This window comes from Streptococcus chosunensis (assembly GCF_003626515.1).
In the GTDB taxonomy this organism is placed as follows: Bacteria; Bacillota; Bacilli; order Lactobacillales; family Streptococcaceae; genus Streptococcus; species Streptococcus chosunensis.
In genome coordinates, this window is record NZ_RBCK01000001.1 from 606,926 (window position 1) to 630,678 (window position 23,753).

At 38.7% G+C, this 23,753-nt stretch carries 10 protein-coding genes and 2 pseudogenes; 1 reads left to right on the top strand and 11 read right to left on the bottom strand.

What is annotated here, in order from left to right:
• Nucleotides 1–873 carry an iron uptake system protein EfeO gene (gene efeO / locus D7D54_RS02915; protein WP_020902406.1) on the bottom strand — a complete coding sequence of 291 codons (873 nt, stop codon included), beginning with the start codon at nt 871–873 and terminating at the stop codon, nt 1–3.
• Nucleotides 874–1,059: 186 nt separating this feature from the next.
• Between efeO and D7D54_RS02920 the strand changes: the two genes are divergently transcribed.
• Nucleotides 1,060–1,359: a YbaB/EbfC family nucleoid-associated protein gene (locus D7D54_RS02920; protein ID WP_000981526.1), complete on the top strand. Its 300-nt coding sequence runs from the start codon at nt 1,060–1,062 to the stop codon at nt 1,357–1,359.
• A 169-nt stretch (nt 1,360–1,528) separates the two neighbouring features.
• On the opposite strand, the gene D7D54_RS02925 is transcribed toward D7D54_RS02920, so the two are convergent.
• The 10 genes and pseudogenes from D7D54_RS02925 to D7D54_RS02960 form a co-directional block, all read right to left on the bottom strand.
• On the bottom strand, nt 1,529–2,389 hold the full coding sequence (locus tag D7D54_RS02925; protein ID WP_000631543.1) for a methionyl aminopeptidase: 861 nt from the start codon (nt 2,387–2,389) through the stop codon (nt 1,529–1,531).
• Nucleotides 2,390–2,404: 15 nt separating this feature from the next.
• Nucleotides 2,405–3,682: a CBS-HotDog domain-containing transcription factor SpxR gene (gene spxR / locus D7D54_RS02930; RefSeq protein ID WP_020902407.1), complete on the bottom strand. Its 1,278-nt coding sequence runs from the start codon at nt 3,680–3,682 to the stop codon at nt 2,405–2,407.
• Nucleotides 3,675–4,226, bottom strand: a complete 552-nt coding sequence (locus tag D7D54_RS02935) for a GNAT family N-acetyltransferase (RefSeq protein WP_020902408.1) — start codon at nt 4,224–4,226, stop codon at nt 3,675–3,677. The genes spxR and D7D54_RS02935 overlap by 8 nt, the downstream gene beginning before the upstream one ends.
• Before the next feature lie 15 nt (nt 4,227–4,241).
• On the bottom strand, nt 4,242–5,501 hold the full coding sequence (locus D7D54_RS02940) for a UDP-N-acetylglucosamine 1-carboxyvinyltransferase (RefSeq protein WP_020902409.1): 1,260 nt from the start codon (nt 5,499–5,501) through the stop codon (nt 4,242–4,244).
• A 219-nt stretch (nt 5,502–5,720) separates the two neighbouring features.
• Nucleotides 5,721–7,226, bottom strand: coding sequence for a pyruvate kinase (gene pyk, locus D7D54_RS02945; protein WP_004259601.1), 1,506 nt, complete (start codon nt 7,224–7,226; stop codon nt 5,721–5,723).
• A gap of 56 nt (nt 7,227–7,282) precedes the next feature.
• Nucleotides 7,283–8,290: a 6-phosphofructokinase gene (gene pfkA, locus D7D54_RS02950; RefSeq protein ID WP_000820863.1), complete on the bottom strand. Its 1,008-nt coding sequence runs from the start codon at nt 8,288–8,290 to the stop codon at nt 7,283–7,285.
• 81 nt (nt 8,291–8,371) lie between these two features.
• Nucleotides 8,372–11,473 carry a DNA polymerase III subunit alpha gene (locus D7D54_RS02955; RefSeq protein WP_162496584.1) on the bottom strand — a complete coding sequence of 1,034 codons (3,102 nt, stop codon included), beginning with the start codon at nt 11,471–11,473 and terminating at the stop codon, nt 8,372–8,374.
• A gap of 133 nt (nt 11,474–11,606) precedes the next feature.
• The coding region (locus D7D54_RS09480) for a mucin-binding protein (protein WP_419965906.1) at nt 11,607–13,516 on the bottom strand (1,910 nt) is incomplete at its 5' end.
• 1 nt (nt 13,517) lies between these two features.
• A pseudogene (locus D7D54_RS09485) lies at nt 13,518–13,934 on the bottom strand (mucin-binding protein); the annotation flags it as partial.
• A gap of 1 nt (nt 13,935) precedes the next feature.
• Nucleotides 13,936–23,711, bottom strand: a pseudogene (locus D7D54_RS02960) (mucin-binding protein); the annotation flags it as partial.
• Nucleotides 23,712–23,753 lie beyond the last annotated feature (42 nt).

The following is a 23,753-nucleotide window of genomic DNA, read 5'->3' on the forward strand; positions in this document are numbered from 1 at the left end:
TTATTCTCCACTAAGAAATTTACCCATTTGTGATAGAGATTCACCAAGTTTTGTCACAGCTTCTGACAATTCTTTGGTATCTTCTTTTGTCAAATCAGTATAGAGTTTGTAGTGTTCCTTGTCGGTCATGTGTTTGTCCAACAAATCATTGACAGACTTGAAGTCTGCTTCCAATTCTTTAACTAGGTTAGCGTCTGATTTTTCAAGCAAAGGTTTAAAGAGTTGGAAAATCTTCTCAGCTCCCTCGATATTGGCACGGAAGTCATACAAGTCTGTGTGAGAATAAATTTCCTCTTCACCTGTAATCTTACTTGTTGCCACTTCGTTAAGCAAGTCAACTGCTCCAGTCAACATGACCTTGTAGTCCACATCCACAGTTGCAATCTTAGCTTTCAATTCCTTGATATCATTGACCAACTGATCCCCATAGCTTTCAGTTCCTTTAGTGGTATTATCTTCCCAAAGGATACGCTCGATACGGTGGAAACCTGACCAACCTTCTTCAGTCTTGTTTTCATCCATATAGTCTGCCAAACGGAAGTCAATCTTGACATCTGACTCACCAAAACTTTCAGCAATCGGTTCTGAACGCTCATAAGACATACGAATCAGTGGATAAACCTTCTTAGCTTCTTCTAACTTACCTTCTTTCAAAAGTTTGACAAAGCCTTCCGTATCTGTCAACAGTTTATCAATTTGCTCTTGTACAAAAGTCTTATATTCAGCAGTGGCCTTATCAAGCATTTTCTGCTTATCTTCAGACAAGGCTGTCACCTTGGACGAATCACTTGTGTTACTTGGCTTAGATTGATTATTAGCACAAGCTGTCAATAGCAAGGCTGAAGATAAAAGGACAAAACCTAGTTTTTTCATTGTTTACTCCTATTGGTTCAGGAAACCTGAATTAATTTTACGTTTCATTATACCATGTTTTCACTCATTTTTCAATAAATTTTCAGACAATTTAATGTTAAGTAATTTATACTAATAATAGACTTTTAACCTCAAAATTGATAAAATAGGAAGGAAAATAATTGTAAAAGGAAACTATAAAACACTATGATGAACATGCAAAACATGATGCGCCAAGCACAAAAACTTCAAAAACAAATGGAACAAAGTCAAGCCGAACTTGCGGCTATGCAATTTGTTGGCAAATCTGCTCAAGACCTTGTCCAAGCGACCTTAACTGGAGATAAGAAAGTTGTCAGCATTGACTTCAATCCAGCTGTCGTTGACCCAGAAGACCTTGAAACTCTTTCTGATATGACCGTTCAAGCAATCAACTCTGCTCTTGAACAAATCGATGAAACTACCAAGAAAAAACTGGGTGCTTTCGCTGGGAAATTGCCATTCTGAGCATAAGAAAAAAGCTCCATAATATCTGTAGATAAGTCTCCTACAGATATTATGGAGCCTATTTTGTTGTCTTAAAAAGCCTGAAAACATCAATAAAATGCGTTTATTTTATATGAAAAGATCTACTGAATTTTTCAAAATAAACTTCCAGTAGTCTTTTCACTTTTTATTAATAAGTTCCTTCTTCACCTTGACTAGTCAAGATAACTGGTCCATCTTTAGTAATCACGAATTGGTGTTCATATTGACAAGATAAACCACCGTCAATGGTCTTATGCGCCCAGCCAGTTTTCATATCTGTATCAATTTCCCAGTCACCTGTATTGATCATTGGTTCAATGGTCAATACCATTCCTTCACGGAGACGAAGCCCACGACCAGCAATACCATAGTTAGGAACCATTGGTTCTTCGTGCATGGTTGGACCAACACCATGACCAACCAAATCACGTACTACACCGTAACCACGACTTTCAGCGTATTCTTGAATAGCTGCACCAATATCACCAATACGATTTCCAACAACAGCTTGCTCGATTCCCTTGTACATAGCTTCTTTGGTTACATCCATCAAGTTTTTCACTTCTTCGGACGGCGTACCAACAGCATAAGCCCAACATGAGTCTGCTAGGCCACCAGAGTAGCTCTGGGTGTATTTTTTCATTTGCTCCACATTGTTGAAGTTTAGTTTTGAGACATTCAGGTCAGATTTAGCAATAGGACCTCCCAAAACCATATCAACTTTGAGCAAATCACCATCTTTCAAGATATAGTGACGAGGGAAAGCATGAGCCACTTCATCATTAAGAGAGCAACAGGTAGCATAAGGATAGTCCATCATGGCACCGTCAACCCCAATCTGAAGTGGAAGGAAATTTTCTTCCTTACAACGACGGCGAACGTATTCTTCAACTTCCCACATATCTACGCCAGGCTTAATCAAATCACGTAAGCCGATATGAATACTTGCTAGAAAATCTCCAGCCTTGTCCATAGCTTCGATTTCACGAGCTGATTTTAATGTTATCATCTTTTCTCCTAGTTTCTAATTAATTTTAACGGTCACATTTGCTTTTGAAACAATCTGATGACCATGATAAATATCGTAATCAATAATAGCTGATCGTCTAGTATGATGGATGATGCGTGCTTGAATGCGCAGTATATCATCTATCTGAACAGCCTGCAAAAAGTAGATCAGCATTTGTTCGATGATGAGATTGCGACCACTATTCACAACTAAATCTTGGGTCATATGAGTCAGTATCTCTGCCAATACACCGTTAGCTAAAACACCGTTTTTCTCAAGCATAAAGGGTTCCACTGTAATCACTACTTCATCATGGTGATAAGCGAGTTTTTGACCAATCTGCTCAGAAAAAGTTGGTAGAGCCGAAACTTGGGAACGACTCATCTTCTCCATGACATCTCGTCTGGTTACAACCCCAAGCAAGGTTTGATTATTACGAACAACCGGTACCATTTCAAAATCTTCAGCAATCATCCGTTGACTCACATTGGCAATATTTGTAGATAATCCAACTAAAAATAGACTACGAGACATGACCTTATCAATTGTTGTACTTGGTGACTTATCACCAGCATCTCTCATAGTAACAACCCCAACAACAACCTGATGTTGATTAATAACAGGGAAACGACTACTACGATTCTTACGTACCAAGTCCAAATAATCTTTAACAGTGTCAGTCTCTCTCAAAAAACCATACTCATGACTCGGACGGTACAGTTTCTCAACTGTCAAAATATCTGTTTTGATTTGAACATTTGACAAGGCTTTATTGATCATGGTCGCAACGGTGAAAGTGTCATGTTTGCTTCTTAAAACAGGAATTCCTTTTTGATTAGCCAGTTTAATCACATCATCATGAACCTGAAATCCACCTGTCACAAGAACGGCATTTTCATTTTCCAGCGCTAATAATTGAATACGAGTCCGGTCTCCGACAATCAAGAGTCCCCCATCATGAAGGTAAGACAAAATATTTTGCTCAGTCATGGCACCGATTGAAAACTTACTAAATTCTCTCTCTAAACCTTCTTGCCCAGCCAAAACCTCAGAAGAAGTCACTTCTGCAATTTCTGCAAATGTTAATCTTTCAATAGCAACTTTCTGAGATTTAACACGGATAGTACCACTTCTTGGACGAGTCTCTACAATTCCACGATTTTCAGCTTCTTTAATGGCCCGATAAGCCGTTCCATCACTGACTCCTAGATGGTTGGAAATACTTCGAACACTGACTCTTTTACCAACGGGTAATTCTTCCAAATAGCTTAGAATTTCTTGGTGTTTACTCATTAATTTCTCCCTTTACAAAGCGAAACTCAAGATAATCACGCATTTTCTTTGTATAGCGATCACTTCCTTTAAACTGACGAATCAATCGAAATCCAGACTTAAGAGCAACCCGTTGACTAGCTTCATTTTCAAGGTGGGTAATGATGGATAATTGTTTTAAACCAAATTCCCCAAAAGAAAGTTGGCAAAGTTTTTTAACAACTTCTGTCATAAAACCTTTAGACCATGAATCTTTTCTCAAAAAATAACCAAGTTCTGCTTCTTTTTTTATTTCATCTAGCTTTTCAAACTTAATTGAACCAATCATTTTTTCAGTTTTCTTATCACAAATAGCCCATACCCCTAAAGGAGCCTTCATAAAATAATTGGCCAGTGCATATTGACTTTCTTCTGGACTAGCTTGACTTGGAAAAATGAATTGTAAATTTTCTGGATTTGAAGCTATATCATGGAAGTCCTTACTATCACTAAAAAAGAAAGGACGCAAATACAAGCGATCCGTTTCAAAAAAAGAAAACATTGCTAATTTGGTCCAAATATTCATAACCACCTCTACGGTTTATTCTTCAACAAGTGTAATATCCGCTCCTAGATTACGTAATTTTTCAATAATATCTGAATAACCACGTAAGATGAACTCAATATTTGTAATTTCAGTTTTACCTTCAGCCATTAGTCCAGCAATGACAAGTGCTGCCCCAGCTCTAAGGTCAGTAGCTTTTACATTTGCACCACGTAAACTACGTCCACCAGTATATAAAATATGGTCGTTTGTAGTCGTAATATCCGCGTCCATCTTTGCTAGTTCAAAAACATGGTTTACACGTTTCTCATAAATGGTATCAATAATGGTTCCACGCCCCTCTGCTGTTAACAGAAGAGGAGTAATTGGTTGTTGCAAGTCAGTAGCAAAACCTGGATAAGGAGCTGTCTTAATATTGATTGCTTTCAAATTAGACTGTTCCTCAACAAAAATGCTGTCTTCAGATACAGTCATTCGTACTCCCATTTCTTCCAACTTAGCAATAAATCCTTCTAAGTGTTCATAAAGAACATTATTAATACGAATTCCCTTACCAACTGCAGCAGCTAAGGAAATGTACGTTCCCGCTTCAATACGGTCTGGAATCACCTGATGACGCGTTCCATGTAATCTGTCAACACCATCAATAATGATAATATTGGTTCCAGCACCACGGATATGAGCCCCCATATTATTCAAGAGAGTAGCAACGTCAATAATCTCAGGTTCTCGGGCTGCATTTTCAATAATAGTACGACCATTTGCTTTAACCGCAGCAATCATTGTATTAATCGTCGCACCTACACTTACCGTATCCATGTAAATACTTGCACCATGAAGTCCCACATCTTTAGCAGATAACTTCATGTTATCACCCTCGTAGCTAACAGTGGCTCCCATAGCTTCAAAAGCCTTAAGATGTAAGTCAATAGGACGTGGTCCCAAATCACATCCACCAGGTAAACCAACTGTAGCTTCTCCAAAGCGACCTAAAAGACTTCCATAAAAATAATAAGATGCACGAAGACTATTGATTTTCCCATAAGGCATTGGAATATTTTGAACACCTCTTGGATCAATCTCTAACACATCGTCATAACGCTTAACGGTAGCACCCATCAATTCCATAATTTCGACAAGACTAGCAACATCCGAAATATCTGGAACACAATCCAAAGTCACAACATCATCTGCCAAGATAATAGCTGGAATCAAAGCTACAACACTATTTTTTGCACCACTAATGGTAATCTCACCTTGCAGGGGCAAGCCACCATTGATAACAATTTTTCTCATTTTAAATTTTTAATACTCTTTCAAAATTTCTAAAAAGGTCCTGTGTTAAAGTATACCATAATTTCACCTTTTTTTCCATCATTTTCAATTATATTAGCTGAATCGTATTTGTATTAACTGGCCTTTTTTAAAAAGTTTTGCCCCTTATTTGCCCCCTGCTACAAAAAAACCTATCATACAGGCTAGAAAGCTTGATATGATAGGCTTTTTTCATTTTAATTAACGTACTGTACGGATACGCATTGTGTTTGTACGTACAGCTTCTCCAACTGGTACACCAGCTACGATAACGATATCGTCACCAGATTGTACAAGACCTGCTTCAACTGCTTTACGTTCAGCAATTTCGAACATATCATCAGTTGATGATGGAGCATCTGTCAACATTGGGATAACACCCCAGTTCAACATCAATCCACGTTCTGTCAATTCGTCGAATGTCAATGCCAAGATGTCAGCATTTGGGCGGTATTTAGAGATCAAACGTGCAGTGTGACCTGTCTTAGTAAGAGTTACAACCAATTTAATGTCCATTGAGTTAGTAGCATCTTTAACAGCTGAAGCCATTACTTCTGTCTTAGAGTTACGTTCAAATGAATCTGAGTTCAAACGACCGTATTCGTTAAGAAGAGTTTGAGCGTTCTTGTCGATTGTAGCCATTGTAGTTACTGACTCAAGTGGGTATTTACCGTTTGCAGACTCACCTGAAAGCATTGTAGCATCAGTACCGTCGATAACAGCGTTGAATACGTCTGATACTTCTGAACGAGTTGCACGTGGTTTTTCTGTCATTGTTTCAAGCATGTTTGTTGCAGTGATAACAACTTTACCTGCAGCATTGACTTTCTTGATGATCATTTTTTGGTAAACTGGAACCATTTCGAATGGTACTTCGATACCCATGTCACCACGAGCGATCATGATACCATCAGCAGCTTCGATGATTTCATCCAAGTTGTCGATACCTTGTTGGTTTTCAATTTTAGCGAACAATTGAACATGTCCATTTCCAGTTTCTTTACAGATTGCACGAACTTCGTTCACGTCTTTTGCAGTACGTACGAATGAAATCGCGATGAAGTTGATACCTTGTTCAAGACCAAAGCGGATATCGTCGTTATCGCGTTCAGCAAGAGCTGGGAAAGGAATTTTAGTGTTAGGGATATTAACACCTTTTTGTTTAGCAATTACGCCATCGTTTTCAACTTCAACTTCGAATTCACGAGTTGCGTCATCTTTAGCAACCACACGAAGACCAAGTTTACCATCGTCAACCAAAACTTGACGACCAACTTCAACATCATCATAGATATCAAGAGCGCCAGCAACGTTCAATGCAATCACATCACGAGTTGATTTGATTCCTTGTTTAGTCGCAACACGGATTTTTTCACCAGTTGTGTAAGAGTACTCTTTTGCATCTCCTTCAAACAATTCTGTACGGATTTCTGGTCCTTTTGTATCAAGAAGGAAACCAACTTTTTTACCTGCAAGTTTTTCTGCAAGTTTAACAGTTGCCATACGGTCACCTTGTTCTTGATGGTCACCGTGTGAGAAGTTGAAACGGAATGTGTTAGCACCAGCTTCAATCAATTTAGCAATGTTTTTAGCTGAAGCTTCAACATCAAGTTTTTCACCCCAGTATCCGTCATCACCGAATTTTTTACCACCACGGATTTCTACCGCAGGTCCCAAAGTTGCAACGATTTTTACACGTTTGTTCATGATTTTTGTGACTCCTTTATATATGACCTTTTTGGTCTTTTTAACAAAATTATAAATTATGACAAGCTCTTATTCAAGCTAGATAGCTCAAGGTCAGCTTTATGTGGGTTGTTAACCACAATCTTACCGTCTGCAGTCAAGCTAAACAAAGCTCCTTCTTCTGCAGTTCCAAGAATTGGGTTTTCAACCATTTTCTCGTTACGGATACCAACCGCAACACCACCGATACCTTCTTTAAGAAGTTTAACGGCATGTGCACCCATACGTGATGCCAAAACACGGTCACGCGCAGTTGGAGAACCACCACGTTGAATATGTCCAAGTTCTGTCACACGAAGGTCGCTTGTATCTCCAGCTTCTTTAAGTTTTTGACCAAATTCAGCTGCTGACATCACGCCTTCTGCCAAGACGATGATATTGTGTTTTTTACCACACTCGTATCCACATTTAATGCTTTCTACGATATCTTCAATCTTGAATCCTTCTTCAGGAATGATGATTTCATCAGCACCAGTTGCAATACCAGCCCAAAGAGCGATATCACCTGCGTTACGACCCATTACTTCGATAACAAATGTACGACGGTGACTTGATGATGTATCACGAATCTTATCGATAGCATCCATAGCAGTAGTAACCGCTGTGTCAAAACCGATTGTGAAGTCAGTACCAACAATATCGTTATCGATTGTACCAGGAAGACCGATAGCTGGGAATCCATGTTCAGTCAAACGCATAGCACCGTGGTAAGATCCGTCACCACCGATAACAACTACACCTTCAATTCCGTGTTTTTTCAATTGCTCAATCCCTTTAAGTTGCCCTTCAAGTTGAGCGAACTCTGGGTAACGAGCAGAGTGAAGGAAAGTACCACCACGAGAAATGATGTCTCCTACTGAAGCCGCATCCAGGGGATGAATTTCACCAGCAACCATACCAGCATATCCATCATAGATACCAAATACTTCCATTCCTTCTGAAATTGCTTGACGAACAACTGCACGGATAGCAGCGTTCATACCAGGGGCGTCTCCACCACTAGTCAAAACAGCAATACGTTTCATATTGGTTATGCTCCTTTTTCTTTTAACATTCTTACTGATTATATCACATTTAATTGGAAAATTCTTCTATTTTCCGTAATTTTAGCGATAAATCGTTTTCATAACGATTTCACCTAATTTCTCTTCTAATTCAGTGGATTTGGCTACAAAATGATGGGGAGAAACAATCGTTCTCTGTTCCTCTTCATACCTGATGATGACAGGGATTGGGCCTTTATACTGGTCTAAAATTCTCGAAATTTCTTGATCCGAATCATGATTTTTCACCTGAATCCAAAAGCGCTCAGCTACCGCTTCTCTTATTTCTTGTGCAATCATTTGCAGACGGCCATCACGTGACTGTACTTTCCCTTTGATGTAGTAGAATCCACCTTCTTTCAACTCATTCCCAATCTGTCGATATAAGTCTGTGAAGAGGGTAACATCCAATTTTTTCTTACTATCATCTACCTGTAAGAAGGCCATGTTTTCACCCTTTTTGGTCCGAATCACTTTTATTTTCTGAATTTCAACCAATATAATGGCGTGACTATTTTCTGACAAATTTCCGATTGGTGTAACTTGGTAGATAGCCTTACTTGCAATAGCTTGTAGTGGATGTTTGCTAACTCCCACTCCTAGAAGCTCTTGTTCCATATAGAATTTTTCTTGTTCTGTCCAATCTTCCGATTCCTGCCAACTATATATAGTATCACCGAACAAGCTTCCTAACACTTTCGCAAATTCAAATAGATTATCTAAATTATTAAATACTTTTTGACGATTTTTCTCAAATGAATCGAAAAGACCGACTTTTACTAATGGTTCTAGCAGAGGAAGTTTCAGATAATTCTCAGGTAATTTAGCTATAAAATCTTCAATGTTAGAATAAGGTCTATTTTCAATAATCCAAAGCGCCAAATCATTGCTGACTCCCTTAATCGACTTAAGACCTAGATAGATGGACTTGTTAGCAATTTTATCGTGATAGGGGATGGTATTGATGGACAACGGTGCTACTTCAAAGCCTGCTTCAAGAGCATCCGTTAGGTAATCACTATTGGAAGAATTCAACATGACCTGATAAAAGATGGCTGGATAATGTGTTTTGAAATAGGCCAACTGGAAGGCCAAGGCTGAGTAAGCATAGGCGTGAGATCGGTTAAATCCATAACCTGCAAACTTCTCCATAACATCAAAGACCTGCTCTGCCTTTTCCCTAGTATGACCAGCTTCTAATGCTCCCTGAATAAATGATTCCCTCATTTCATGCATGGCAGAGGCATCCTTTTTTCCCATAGCCCGACGTAAAATATCGGCTTTTCCGAGGCTAAATCCAGCAAAACGCTGAGCAACCTGCATAACCTGCTCCTGATAGAGCATAATGCCATAGGTTGGAGCCAAAATATCCTCCAGTACTGGATCTAGAACTGTCACTTTTTCCTGCCCATGCTTTCTTGCCACAAAATTATTGATATAGTCACTAGCACCTGGTCTATTTAGAGAAGTAGTCGCTACGACATCTTCAAAACAGACTGGTTGCACACGCTTAAGCAGGCGAATGGCACCAGGTTGCTCAAATTGAAAGATACCTTTTGTATTGCCAGAGGCAAATAAAGCTAACGTTTCTTTGTCTTCCAAATCAATCTCGTTGATAGCTATCTTAACACCTTCTGTTTCAGCAAGCAATTCTTGCATCTTCTGGACAAAAGTCAAATTTCGCAGTCCCAGAAAATCCATTTTCAAAAGCCCACTAGCTTCGACTCCATGAGCATCATACTGAGTCAGTGGAATTTCATCGCCATGCTTTAGAGGAATGTAGTTGGTCAAGTCTTGGTCACTGATCACAACACCAGCTGCATGGACAGAGGTTTGTCTTGGATAGCCCTCAATCTTGCAGGCAATTTCAAAGGCTTTTTGGTATTCTAACTTACTATTGATTTGCTGACGAAACTGGAGGTTCCCCTCATAAGCTGACTTTAGATTATCTCGAAAATTGATTTTCTTGGTAATTGCGGACAATTCATACTCTGGCACACCAAAGCGCTTCAAGACATCACGTAAAGCTTGCTTGGCCCCAAAGGTAGAAAAAGTAACGATTTGAGCCGCATGTTTACTGCCATATTTATTACCAACATATCTGATAAAATCTGGACGATAAATATCAGGGATATCAATATCAATATCAGGCATAGTATAGCGTTCACGATTGAGGAAACGTTCAAAAATCAGATTTTTCTCTACCGGATCAATCCCAGTAATATCCAAGGCGTAGGAAACCAAACTACCGACTGCAGAACCCCGTCCCATTCCCATATAATAGCCATTTGAACGTCCAAAACGCAACAAATCCCAGACAACCAAGAAATAATCGTCAAAGCCCATATCATGAATAACAGCCAATTCTTGGTCTAGACGGTCTTGATATTCTTTACCAGTTAACCCCTTCTGAACAAGCCCCAATTCAGCGCGTTCTCTCAACTCTTCTACTGCTGGTCTAGCAGGATTAAAGCGAGGCAATTTCAGACTAGTATCCAAGTCATAAGAAATGCCTGAAATAAGCTTTTCTAAATTGTACAAGGCTTGAGGAAAACGTTCTTGGAATAGTTTCTCTAAAGAACTTGCTGATATAAAGACATCTTGTCGTGAGCGCAAGGGAACTTCTCTGAGGGGAAGATTTTCTTTAATCGCTGTTAACACTTGCAGAATTTCTCTATCCTTACTTTCAAAAGCATTGACCCGATAGAGGGGTATAATAGGATGATGAAATTCGCTGGCCAGTGTGTCTGGATAAACTCCAATATAGTAATTACAGCCTAGATTGAGCGACTTAAGCTCTTCAAAATAAGGCACAATGACCGCGATATCCTCCAAGTACTGGGACAGGACTGACCAATTTTTCTCCCCCTGCATCTTGGCTGTTGAAAGTTTCATCAACTGCTGATAGCCAACACTAGATAGGGCTAAAAAGCGCAGATTCACATCCTTATCATCTACAAGCACATTCATTTCAAGCCCTAACAAAGGATGAATGCCGTATTTTTTTGTAACCTCTAGAAAATCGAAAGCTCCATAAAGATTGTCAATATCCATCATGGCCAGATGAGTGTAGCCATATTCTTTAGCTACTCTCACATACTTGTCTATCGAAATGACACTCTCCATAAAACTATAGACTGTTTTTGTATCTAGTTGTGCGATCAATTTACACTTCTCCTCTATCGTTCTCACTATATTATACCATTTTAAAAAAGAGAAAGAAAAGAACCTGAGATAGCAAATCTCAAGTTCTTTCTTTATTTGATTGCAAGTTAGCATCTAATGAGAATCAAAATGATTATTTTTCATCTTCTCTTTTCTTACGAGCAATCAATCCAAATCCACTTAGGACTCCTAAAAGTCCGAGTGCTGCAAGGCTAGCATGATCTTCCGTACCTGTATTTGGAAGTTCACGTTGACCATCAACATATTTTGGTGTATCAGGTGTTGGTGTTGGTTGTGGTACTGGAACGTAGCTGATTGGTGTATCCGTAGTTGGATTATTCGGTACGTTTGGTACTTCATATCCTTTCGTTGGATCGTTTGGATCAACTGGTTTCAATGGTTGACCTTCTGGATCTACAGGGATAAATCCTGGTACATAAGGTACTTTAGGTTTATCAGATCCAGGTTTGGTTGGATCTTTAGGATCGTTTGGATAAGTAATTGGATTTGTTGGTGTTCCTGGAATATTTGGAATCCATGAACCTAACTTATCGTAAATCACTGTTTCAGTGATGTCCTTGATTGTATCAGGTGTTACTCGTACATCTTTAGTTGATGATGCTAGATCACCAGCTTTAGCGATGTATCCTTTCACAACTGGTACTGGATATCCGTTGAAGATATCATCGTTACGATCTGTCGTCCATTCAGCATAAGTGGTTTCACCAGTCACTAAGTTAACTTTCGCTTCACGAGTAAACTTGATAGTTTCTGTACGAGTTTCAGATACTTCTTTTCCGTTGCGATCTACATACTTGATCGTACGTGTAGCTGATTTCTCAGTTACAAGATCTTTCACAGTACTTGGCCATACTGGGCTGTTTGGATCGTTAGGGAATACTGGTTTACCTGGCTCTGGTGTAGATGGTGTTACTGGAGTTCCATCTGGGTTCTTCGGTAAGTTTGGATCATTTGGATCTACTGGCTTACCTGGTGTAACTGGAATAATTCTTTCAGATACTGTTACAGTGAAGATTTGATCTACAGATTTGTCTTTATCAAATACTCTGTCTGTATCTTTAGATGGGAACTCGTTCTTAACGACTCTGTAACCAGCTTTTTCAAGTTTTTCAATCGTCTTAGTTACTTCATCAACTTTAGACTTAGTGAAGTTAGCTCCTGAATCACCTTCATCCACTACTGGAGTTGATACTACTTTACCAGTTTCAGTTACGAAGTTTGTAATAGCTTTTTGTTTATCAGTTACGTAAGTGATTGGTGTATCTACGCTTGGATCTGTTGGTACTGGTGGTACTTCATATCCTTTAGTTGGATCGTTTGGATCTACTGGTGTTAATGGAACTAGTGGGTTAGTATTTGGATCTACTGGTTTAGTTGGATCTTTTGGTACCACTGGTGTAGTTCCTGGTACGTAAGGAATCGTTGTTGTTGGTGTTCCTGGTTTCGTTGGATCTGTTGGATCGTTTGGATACATAACTGGAGGAACTGGTGTAGAACCTTCTGGTACTTTTGGAATCCATGAACCAAGTTTAGTGTAGACAACTTCGATATTTTCATCTTTAGAGTCTGCAGTTAATCCTGTTGTAGCTGCTACTTCTTTTTGTTTAGCATCTTTTAGAATATAACCTTTAACTACTGGTGATTCAACTTTATCAAATGTTGTATCTCCATCTTTAGCTGTCCAGTCACCGTAAGTAATTTCACCTGTTACAGCGTTGAGATTAGCTTCACGAGTGAATGTAACTTTATCTGTTACTTTCTCAGCTACTTCCTCGCCTTTTTCGTTAACGTAAGTGATTGTACGGTTCACGTGGCGAGTTGTATCAATCTTCTTAATTAGATCTTCTGTCCATTTTGGTCCATCAGGGTTCTTAGGATCGATTGGATCACCTGGTTTTGGTTTATTAGGATCATTTGGATTTTCTGGATCCACTGGTTTGATTGGCTCAACGTGTGGTGTAACCGTTACTACGAAGTTTTGATCAACTTTCGTATCTTTATCGTAGTTCTTAGCTGTAGCTGNATTTTCTGGATCTACTGGTTTGATTGGCTCAACGTGTGGTGTAACCGTTACTACGAAGCTTTGATCTACTTTCGTATCTTTATCGTAGTTCTTAGCTGTAGCTGTTGTGAATCCGTCAGTTACTAGGTCATATCCTAGAGCTTTCAATTCAGTAAGTTTAGCTACTGTAGAGTACTCGATTGGTTCTCCAGATTTACCTTCTAGGTTATCTGTGTGAAGTACTGTTCCAGTTCCTTCTACCACATACGTTACTTTCGCTTTTTGAGTATCTTTCTCATAAGTGATTTCAGTATCTTCTGTAGGGTTTTCAGGTGTTGGTGGAACATATCCTTTACTTGGATCGTTTGGATCTACTGGTTTCAGTGGGTTTCCATTTGGATCTTTTGGAGTTGTTCCTGGAACGTAAGGAATCGGTGTNGTTGGTGGAACATATCCTTTACTTGGATCGTTTGGATCTACTGGTTTCAGTGGGTTTCCATTTGGATCTTTTGGAGTTGTTCCTGGAACGTAAGGAATCGGTATCGTTGGTGTTCCTGGTTTCGTTGGATCTGTTGGATCGTTTGGATATTGAGGTTTATCAATATTTGGAACTTCGAATCCTTCTGGTACTTTTGGTACATATTTTCCAAGTGGTGAGTAAACTACGTTTACTACTGAATCAGCTGCATCGTGAGCTACGTTATCTACTTTTTCAGCAGCTTTAATATCTGCAACATAGCCTTCGATTACTGGTGATGTTACTTCAGCTAATGTTTGTGGTGCAGTCCAGTCAGAAGTATAAGTGATTTCACCTGTTACTTTGTTTAGGTCACCTTTACGAGAGTAACGAAGTTTTTGTTCTACAGTAGCTGCAGCTTCTTGACCACGTTTAGCTTCTTCTACTTTATCAGTATTCGCATATCTGTAGTTGATTGTACGATTTACTTCATCTAGTAATCCTAGTTGTTCGTAAGTACGTTGTTTTGGATCTCCAGGTACTTTGTCTCCTGGTTTTGGAGTTACGTCCGGTGTATTTGGATCTAGCGGTTTATCTGGATCGATTGGAGTGATTCCTTCTTTAACGATTACGTAGTAAACTTGGCTAATTCCATCATTACCTTTGTCATCTTTATCATCAAATGTACGGTTCGATTCAGCGTAGAATGCTACACGATCTGTAGTGTAGGCTGCATCAGTTGGAGCAATTACTTCGTAACCTTTAGCTTCTAATTCAGCTTTAACGTTATCGATGTTTGTTGTCTTAATTGCTTTACCTGTGTCTCCTGCTTCTGCAACTGATACATGAACTGCAGTTCCATCAGCTTTAATGAAGTGAACTAGAGCAACTTGAGAACCATCTTTAACATACGTGATTGTAGTGTTTTGAGTTGGATCTTCTGGTACTTTCGGTACTTCATATCCTTTCGTTGGATCGTTAGGATCTTTCGGTGTTAATGGTTTACCGTCTGGTCCTACAGGTGTTGTTCCAGGGATGTATGGTACTACTGGAGTTTCAGTAGGTGTTCCTGGTTTTGTAGGATCTTCTTTAGTTGGAGTTTCATATGGTTTTGGTGTTAGGTCAGTTCCTGCTGGAGGTGTTACTCCTTCTGGAATTACCGGTACATATGAACCAAGTTTACGGTAGATAATTGTTTCTTCACTATCTTTATCAGTAGCTTGAACATTTTCACGAGCTGTAGATGTCGCAGCTGAAGCTACATATCCAGGTTTGTTTGGTGTTGTTATAGCATCGATTGTTGTGTCATCGCCTTTAGCTTTCCAGTCAGAGAAGTTAGAAACTGCTCCAGTTACTGGATCTAGGTCAGCAGTACGTGTAAATGTTAATGTTTGTACATTATCAGGGATACCCGCATCTGATCCATCAGCTAGTTTGTAGTGAACTGTGTGAGTTACTTCTTCGATTAATCCTAATTCTTTGTAAGTACGTCCTTTTGGATCGTTTGGTACTTTATCTTCAGGTTTTGGAGTAACATCTGGTGTGTTTGGATCAACTGGTTTGCTTGGATCAACATTCGTTGGTTTTGTAGTATAGATTACTGTTTCATTGATGTCTTCAGCAGTTGCTGTTACTTCTGATGCTGGTACAGTCTCTTTATCTGGAGTAAAGTTTGTAACTTTTGGTGAAGTTACAGCTTCAAATGTTTGAGCCGGTGACCAGTCTCCGAATGTAATCTTACCAGTTACTGGGTTGATTGTTGCTGAACGTTTGAACTCTTTAGTTTCTTGAACTGAATCAGCAGCTTTTGATCCATCTGCGTAAACATACTTGATTGTACGTTTAACTTCCTCTTTACGTCCATCTTCTAACTCTTTGATTAACTCTGGAGTCCATTTTGGTCCTGTTGGATTATTTGGATCAATTGGTTGATCTTTAGTTGGAGTTGGATCATTTGGATTTACAGTAATCGGCTTAGCAGTTACTAGGACTTTGTATACTTGGTTAGTCTTAGAATCTGCATCGAATGTACCATCTGTTGGGTAGTTGTTTTCTACAACTGTGTAACCTTTAGCTTTAAGTGCCTCAATTGTTGCTGTTACATCAGCAACTTTAGTAAATGCTTTTCCTGTATCACCAGTATCTACTACTGATTCTGCTACTGCACCTTTTTCAGTCTTATCCGTTTCACTATTTACTTCAATGAAGTGAACAACAGCTACTTGTGATCCATCTTTAACATAGGTAATTGTAGTGTTTTCTGTTGGATCTGTTGGTAAGCCTGGTACTTCATATCCTTTAGTTGGATCGTTAGGATCTTTCGGTGTTAATGGTTTTCCATTTGGTCCTACTGGTGTTGTTCCAGGGATGTATGGTACTACTGGAGTTTCAGTAGGTGTTCCTGGTTTTGTAGGGTCAGCTGGAGTTGCATTTGGATATGGTTTTGGATTTAAGTCAGCATCTGCAGGAGGTGTGATACCTTCTGGTACTACTGGTACATATGAACCAAGTTTACGGTAGATAATTGTTTCTTCACTATCTTTATCCGTAGCTGCTACATTTGTACGTTCTGTAGATGTTTTCGCTGAAGCTACATATCCATCTTTATTTGGTGTTGTTACAGCATCGATTGTTGTGTCTCCACCTTTAGCTTTCCATGTACCGTAGTTAGAGATTGCTCCAGTTACTGGATCCACCTCTGCAGTACGTGTAAATGTTAATGTTTGTACATTATCAGCGATACCTGCATCTGAACCGTCTTCAAGTTTGTAGTGTACTGTGTGTGTTACTTCTTCAACTAAACCTAGTTCTCTGTACGTACGTCCTTTTGGATCGTTAGGAACTACATCATCAGGTTGAGGAGTAACATTTGGATTAGTTGGATCTGTTGGTTTGTTAGGGTCTACAGTTGTTGGTTTTGTAGAGTAAATTACTGTCTCTTCAAAGTCTTTTTCTGTAGCCACTACAGTTTTCGCTGGCACATCTGCAACTGTTGGTGTTACACCTGCAACTGCCGCAGTGTATTTCTCAAGTGTTGGAGAAGTTACTGCTTCGAATGTTTGATCAGCTGACCAATCTCCGTATGTGATTTCTCCTGTCGCTACATTAATCTTACCAGAACGAGTGAATTTAAGTGTTTTAACTTTCTTATCAGCTACACTTGTTAAATCAGATTCTGCTACTGGAGTACCATCTTCGTATACATACTTAATTGTACGTGTTACTTCTTCTTGTACTTTTACAGCGTTGATTAATGCCTCAGTCCATTTTGGTCCATCTGGATTATTTGGATCGATTGGAGTTACACCTGGAGTTGGTTTTGGATTTTCATTGCTTGCTGGTTTAGTTGGATCAAATGATGGAATATCTACTACTTTAGCCTTGAATTTCACCACATATTCTTGATCAACTGCAGCATCTTTATCGAACTTATCAGTTGATTTGAATCCATTATCAACTAGTTCGTAACCTTTCTTAACTAATTCAGCAATTTTATCTGTTACTGAAGTTGCTGTTGTAGCTGGGTAAGTTGCTTCTGATTTACCTGTTACTGAGATTGGATCTGCCAGACCTGGAGTAATGACTTTATCTGTATTAGTAGGATCTACTTCTACAAATTTAACTACAGCTTTTTGGTCTACTGGAGTATAAAGAACTGTAATCTTGTAGTCATCTGCTTCTGCATCGATTGCTGCAGTCGCTTCTACAGTAGCGTTATCTGGTACATATCCAGTGACTTCTGGAGAGTTAACAAGGTTGAATTTATCGTCTTTAGCTTTTTCTGCATCAGATAAGGTAATTGCATCGTTAGATGTTCCGCCTACTGGAGTCCATGGTCCAAATGTAACGATTGATTTTTGAGCATCTGTTGCATCTGCTGCGATTGCTTTGTTTGTGATGTGGTCGTAGTAAACTACACGAGCTTTGTATTCTTCAGGAGAATCATATCCGCTCTTATCTAATACTGCTTTATAAGTAGCGTATTCTGTTGGATATTCTTTCGCAGCTAATGTGTAATCGATTGTACGGTCACGTTCAAAGTGAAGTGTCTCAGTTACTGTCGGTGCAGCCGTTGTTCCACGTTTATCTGCTGGTACATCATCTGTACTTGCATATTTGTACTCGATTGTACGTGTTACTTCTTGAGTATCTTTAATTTTACGAGTAACTTTCTTGTGACGTAGGTAAACATTGAATGCTTGATCTACTTCTTTATCATCATCAAACTTACGTCCACCCTCAATAGCTGTACCTTGAGTATTATTTGTATAGTCATCTGTTACTAATTCATATCCAAGGTCTTCATATTTCTTAATTGTTTCAGCTGTTGTATAAGGAATAGCTGTATGTGATTTACCTTGAAGTGTTGTAACACTGTAAGTTGTTTTCGCATCTGCACCTGTTGCAGGAGCTGGATTAGCATTTTGTACTTCAAGAATACGATCATCACCTGTTGCATCTAAGTCAATATATGTTACTTTAGCTTTTTGAGTATCAGCTTTGTAAACAACATACATATCGAAGTCGTCTTTGTTATCCGCACGAACTTCTGATACTAATGGTTCATATGCTCCAACGTCTTTATTATTATCAACTACTGGAGTATATAATCCTACAGGTTGTTTACCATTGTGGATATGACCCATCTTACCGTCAGCACGAGGAGTGAAATCAGCTGTTACTACTTCAGCTGTGTAACCTTTTACTATTGGTGAGATAATTTCTTTAAATTTAGAATTTTGATCACTTGAAGCTGTCCATTTACCGATGATAATTGAACCTTGGTTGAACTGTGTTCCCGCTGGAATTGTATCTCCAACTTTATAAACATGCCCTGTTGCATCTGTAACTTGGTTTGAAGTTACTAACTCTGTAGCAGTTGCACCCGCTTCAGAGAAGATCTTGTAATCACGAGTATAGTCAATCGTTTGTGTACGAGTAACTGGTGTGTTATCGATAGCTACGATTGGATCATTGTCTTTATAAGAATCTTGACTTGATGGATTGTCGTTAGCATTTTCGTATACATAATGAATTGTACGAGTAATAGATGCTTTGGACTGAGGGTTAACAATTGGTGTATACGTTGCTTTACCATAGTCTGTACCATACTGACTAGTCACAGGGTCTCCATCTACTTTATTGTTATAGTCAAAGTCTGGTTGTTGTTTTGTTACTCCAGTTCCTTTCCCTACAAATTTAGGATGTGGAGTGAATGTGATTTCACCAGTATCTTGATTTAATGTGTAAGTACCTTCATTTTCGATTACAATTTCTGTGTCAGTTACTTTAGTATAACGACGATGCACTGTCTCAACTGCACCAGTCTCTGGATCAATATGAACTGCATCTGGAAGAGTAACATTCATTAAATCTTCATAAGTAGAAGCTGTACGAGTTCCTTTTGGAATCACATCATTATTAGCAGTATAGGTAGTTCCATTGATTGTAATACTTTCGCCTTTAGGAACTAATTGATCTGCAGAAGTTTCATTCACAAGAGTTCCTTCAAATCTTGTTTGAGTTCCTGCTGGAATCGTATCTCCTTTAGTAAAAGTAGTTTTCCATGTTGTAATTTGAGCTCCACTTTTTATTTTAAGCGGTGTAACAAGTTCATCTCCTACTTGTAATTTACTTCCTGCTGGTACAACCACATTAGCCCCATTACGGATTACTGTCGTGTCCTCTGTTGCTGTTGGTAAAGCTCCTTCTAATACCGAACCTGCTGGCACTGATCCTGTTGTAAATCTTGCATTACTTACAGTTACATTCCCTGTACCATTAACGGCAACTGGTGATGAAACATTGCCTAACTTAGTTCCTGCTGGAATTTTATCTGATGGTTTATACGTGACTGTTGTTCCATCTGTTAGTGTAAGAGTTGTTTCCTTGTCGACAGTTGTATCTTCTGTATATAGTTTCCCTGGAATTTCTTTTCTAGTTGCAAAAGTTGGTTTCTCACTTGTATTTAAAATATCAACTCGTTTAGAAGTTTCTACAGATTCATTTGTGATAGTTTCAACTGTTCCTTTTGTCGGAATTGAAGGATTAGATGATTGTGGTTTTCCTTGAACGTCTTCTGTAGTCGTATCTTCTCCTACTGGACGAACGTCAATAACAGTTGGAATATAACTTGTATCCATAGACTTGGCACCGTTATTTCCATTGTTTACATTTTCTAATACCTTATCTTTTTCTGCTAAAGTCGTACTTGTCAAAGATTCTCTAATTGTATCTTCTGTAGCTTCCCATCCAGTGTGACTTCCATTATTATCCCACGCACGGATAGCTACCCCTTTAGCTGTACCTACAAATCCTTTTTCTGGTTCAAAAGTGATTTTTGTAAAACTCAAACTACCTTGTTTAGAATTTTTGTTTTCCGCAGAATCTTCATTTAGTTTATAAACCCCAGCTTTGTTTCCTGCTGTATCATATTCTGTATATTCAGATAGGTAGTATTCTGTTTTACCTGTTAATTTATTCAATACTTTAACAGCCGTACCAAGAGTATTTCCTCTCGCATCTTTAACGACTACCTCAGTACCATTGTAAATTGTTTGGCTTAGTTTGTCTTTCACCTCAACAGTTTTACCTGTTGGTTCTTCAGATTTTACAACTGTATCATTTAACACCATCTTAGGCGCTGTATTATTATCAATTTGTGCCCATTGTTTATAGTTAGATTCAATTGTTTTACCACTTGCAGTAAACATAGCATTAGTTGGGAAATTCACTTCTTGTTTTTTCCCTTGATAATCTTTTGTTTCATGACGTGTTCCTCGAGGTTGGTGAATAACGTTTGCAACGAAATCTTCCACTTCCCCTGAAGATGCTAATCCTGTAGGCAGCCTTAAGTCATTCTTATCTACAGAAATACGTAAACGAACTCCAAGATTATCTACTGATGTATTTAATAATTGCGGTGTGTTTTTGAATGTAATATCATATGTTCCATCAGCGTTAGCTGTTACTAATTCAGATGATTCATAAAGGTCGAATTTACCATTTCCGTTAAAGTCAACCCACCCCCGAACATAAGCTACATCATTATTCACACCACGGTTAACTTTGACACCTTTTAAGACATATTCATTCTCACTTGCATGACGTAATGTGTATTTAGTTGCTACTGCTGGGTCAAGAAGTTGTCCTTCACCTTCATCAGGTAAGTTACCTACACCAAGTCCACGTGTTGCTTGGTTATATAACCCTTTAATTGGTAAACCATCTCCACCTTGTAATGTATTAGCTGTTGATAGAATTTCACCATTTTTAATCGCTACTTGCGTTCCATCAGCCATACGAATTACAGGGTTTTTACCATCTAATAAGTATGTTCCTGATTGACCTTTAGAGTTTGTAACTTGAGTTGTACCACTAACAAGACTGATTTCTTTATAATCTTCTGAGTTAACTAAGTCATCTAGTACCCATGCTCCATTTGGCTCAGCAATTGTTGTACGGAAGTCTGAATCTGCAGGAACATCTCCTAAATATGGCTGTGTCGCAGTTACTTGTTTTCCATCTTTTTCTTTATTAAAGTTACCGATGATATGTTGTGCAGAACCGTAAGAAGCTGGTGCATCTCCACCGTCATAGATTACGAATCCGACTGTCGCAGATTGGCTACCATTGGCATTAATGTAAACACCTAAATTTTCAACATTTTGAGATAAACCTATTGGAAGATCGTATCCATTATTAATACCTGAGTCAAATGGTCCAAATAATTGACTTCCATAACCTGTTTCTGTTTTATTCGCCCATTCAGAAAGATTGTAACCCGTTGATAACTTTGCATTTGTTTTTCTATCAAAAGTGCTTGAAAAGTTAGCGTTAACATTTCTATTAGGGAATAAACCTTTAGAGTTTGTTTTGTTTTTATTCAAACGCATGAACTCTTCCCACGGTGTACCATCAGACTCGAATTGAGTGAACTCAGCCACACTCAAGTCTTCCGAGTCAGCTGCAATGGCATTAACCGCGACTGGGCGTCCATTATATGTTGCTGATAATTGGAACTTAACCCCAACGTTACCACCATCATAAGCTGGAGCAAAGGCAGTTAATCGTTCACGAGTTACCCCATTTGAATCTTCATATTTAGTTTCAAATCCTGCTAATCGTAAATGACTCCAGTTTGGATCCTGTCTTGTTACAATGACGTCTTCACGTTGAACAACACCATCAACAGGACTTCTGTTGATATTTTCAGGTTCACCATTAGCTTTATTTAGAGTATATGTTTCTGTGGAAACTTTTTTACGAGAAAGGGAACTTACTGTAGCACTTAATGTATAACCTTTTACCTTAGTTGGTACATCAAAACGCATACCTTCTTGAAGCACCTCAAATATCTCATTATTTCCTCGTCCACTAGATTGATTATTTTGTACTTCTTTTTTTACATCATCATATGTTTTCCACAATGTATATTTAGCTAATCCAGACGCTAAAAATGCAGGATCATTTGTCTTCTTACCTACTAACTCAGGATGAGTTGTAGATTCAAGAACTGTACGAACCATTGTAAAACGTCCACGTTCTTGACGTCCTTTAGAGCTGGTGAAATCAACCATAGCCGGATTATCAACATATTCAACAGCCCCTACTTTTGTTCCATCAGCATATGTAATAGACGCAGTAGCAAAGTCAAACCAGTTGATTGCTTCACGAAGTTGACTATAGTTTTTCTCACCAGCTGAACCATAAGCTACATCACCAATAGCAAAATCATATGTTTTATTACCATTTTGAGCTACCTTACCATTAGCCAATGTTACAGTTGCTACAGCTGCACCTGTATTACCTTTTCGTTTAACTTCGATTTTATCTTCAGCTGTCAAGGATGGATTTGCAGTACGGATTTCTTTTTCAATGGCACGCGCTTCTTCTTCGGTAATATCGCCAACATTGTTAACAACAACTTTGTTAATAGGATTAGCAATAGCTACTGTAGAACCTGCTCCATCCGCCAACACAGCTTCAACTTTACCTACGTGTCCTGCACGTTTCATCTCAGCATAGACTGCTTCGATAGCAGATGAGATGCGTTGGAGTTGGGCATCCAATTCTTCCTTGGTGATTTCTCCCGCCGCAAGAGCTTTCTTAGAAGCTTCGATTTGAACTTTAGCTGAAGCTACTGCAGTTGCGATTGCTTCTTTTCCAGCTTTATCTTCTGCTTTTTTATTCGCAAAGTTTGAGGCACTTGTGTTCAATACTTCTGCTTCAGATGTCAACTGTTCAAGGACAGTTTTAGTAGCAGTGATTGGGTTTTCTGCTTTCTTTTCGTACTTTTTATCAGCTTTTTCATCAACTGCTTTTTCAGCTTTTTTGTCAGTAGAAGGAGCAGTCAGTGTTGCTTTTTCTTTTTCAGCTACTTCTGTTTTTTCAGTTGTAGCTGTTTCAGATGCTTTATCATCTTTCTTAGATGCTTCAGCAGCTAATTTTGCAACTTCCTCATCACTCAAGGTTGGCTTTTCTACTACAGCCGCTTTCGTCGTAGCAGAAAGAGCTGGTGTCGTCACATTTACGGCATTCTCACTTGCCTTATCATCTTTTGGAGCAGATGCAACAGCTTCTGTTTTATTTTCAGCAGCTGTTTCTTCTGCTTTGGCAGTCGTTTGGGCTACACCCAAAATCAAGGCTGTCCCCAACAGAACACTCGCAGCACCAAAATGATACTTACGAATAGAGAAACGTTGACTCAAGCCATACCAATCAAAAGATTTATTTTTTTGTCTTTTTGATTTATACATAATGTTCACTTCCTATATTTTTCATGTAACAAAAATTTACAA

Coding starts and splice junctions, on each gene's coding strand:
- D7D54_RS02925 (WP_000631543.1), bottom strand. CDS start 2,389: ATGATAACATTAAAATCAGCTCGTGAAATCGAAGCTATGGACAAGGCT.
- efeO (WP_020902406.1), bottom strand. CDS start 873: ATGAAAAAACTAGGTTTTGTCCTTTTATCTTCAGCCTTGCTATTGACA.
- pfkA (WP_000820863.1), bottom strand. CDS start 8,290: ATGAAACGTATTGCTGTTTTGACTAGTGGTGGAGACGCCCCTGGTATG.
- pyk (WP_004259601.1), bottom strand. CDS start 7,226: ATGAACAAACGTGTAAAAATCGTTGCAACTTTGGGACCTGCGGTAGAA.
- spxR (WP_020902407.1), bottom strand. CDS start 3,682: ATGAGTAAACACCAAGAAATTCTAAGCTATTTGGAAGAATTACCCGTT.
- D7D54_RS02935 (WP_020902408.1), bottom strand. CDS start 4,226: ATGAATATTTGGACCAAATTAGCAATGTTTTCTTTTTTTGAAACGGAT.
- D7D54_RS02920 (WP_000981526.1), top strand. CDS start 1,060: ATGATGAACATGCAAAACATGATGCGCCAAGCACAAAAACTTCAAAAA.
- D7D54_RS02940 (WP_020902409.1), bottom strand. CDS start 5,501: ATGAGAAAAATTGTTATCAATGGTGGCTTGCCCCTGCAAGGTGAGATT.